Source organism: Herpetosiphon sp. (assembly GCF_003512625.1).
Taxonomy (GTDB): domain Bacteria; phylum Chloroflexota; class Chloroflexia; order Chloroflexales; family Herpetosiphonaceae; genus Herpetosiphon; species Herpetosiphon aurantiacus.
The window spans coordinates 6,354-7,298 of the sequence record NZ_DOPT01000010.1 but is presented as its reverse complement, the minus strand read 5'-3'; the positions used below and the strand labels follow the sequence as shown (position 1 = coordinate 7,298).

Sequence of the window (945 nt, the reverse complement as noted above, 5' to 3'; positions counted from 1 at the left end):
GCCCGCCAGTATTGGTATGATGCGGTGGGTAATCGGGTGCAGGAACGCGACGAACGGGGCATGGTGACGACCCGGGTCTACAATGCCGACAACCAACCGATTGCCGAAGTCGTCGATGTGCACGGTCGGGCAATCTTAACGACCGTCACCTATGACCTGCATGGCCGCGTGGTGCGCGAAAGCACGGCCCAAGGGGCGAATCGTCCGCCAGCGGTCACGACCTATGGCTATGCATCGCTCAGTCCAGTGGCCAGTGTGCCCATCAGCGTGACGAATGCGCTGGGCGAGACCACGACCTATACCTATGATGCGGTGGGGGATCTGGTTGCAGTAACCGATGCCATGCAGCACACGACGGTCATGACCTATACCCCCGAAGGGTGGCTGGCCGCTGTCCAATCCCCGAGTGGTCAGCTGATGCAACGGGACTATACCACTGATGGCCAAGTCCTGAGTGAAACCGATGCGCGGGGCAGTATCACGACCTATACCTATACGGCATTGCGCCAACCAGAAACGGTGACGGTTAACACCACTGCCGTTGCGGGCTATTCAGCGGTCGCAGCCAGCACCACCACCACCTATGATGGCTGGGGTCGGGTGGTTCGTGTGCGTGATCCGCGTCAGCAGGTGACGACGTTCCACTATACGGATCGGGATCACCTGGCATGGACGGAACTGCCAACCGGGGAACAGACCCACTATACCTATGATGCGCTTGGACGACCCATTGCGACCGTGGTGGGAGCACACGACCCCAGTACGGCGATCACCACGACGACCAGCTACGATGCTGCTGGGCGGGTGTTGACCACGGTGGTCGATCCCGACGGCATGGCCCTGACGACCCGCTATCGCTATACCGAACCAGGTGCGAGTAATAGTTGGGATCTGCATGCCGTGGTTGACCCGAATGGGCACACCACGCGCTATCAAACCAATGCG

1 pseudogene is annotated in these 945 nt (G+C 60.3%); it reads left to right on the top strand.

Annotated features, from left to right (window positions below):
• Positions 1 to 945, top strand: a pseudogene (locus tag DEF47_RS01760) (hypothetical protein); the annotation flags it as partial.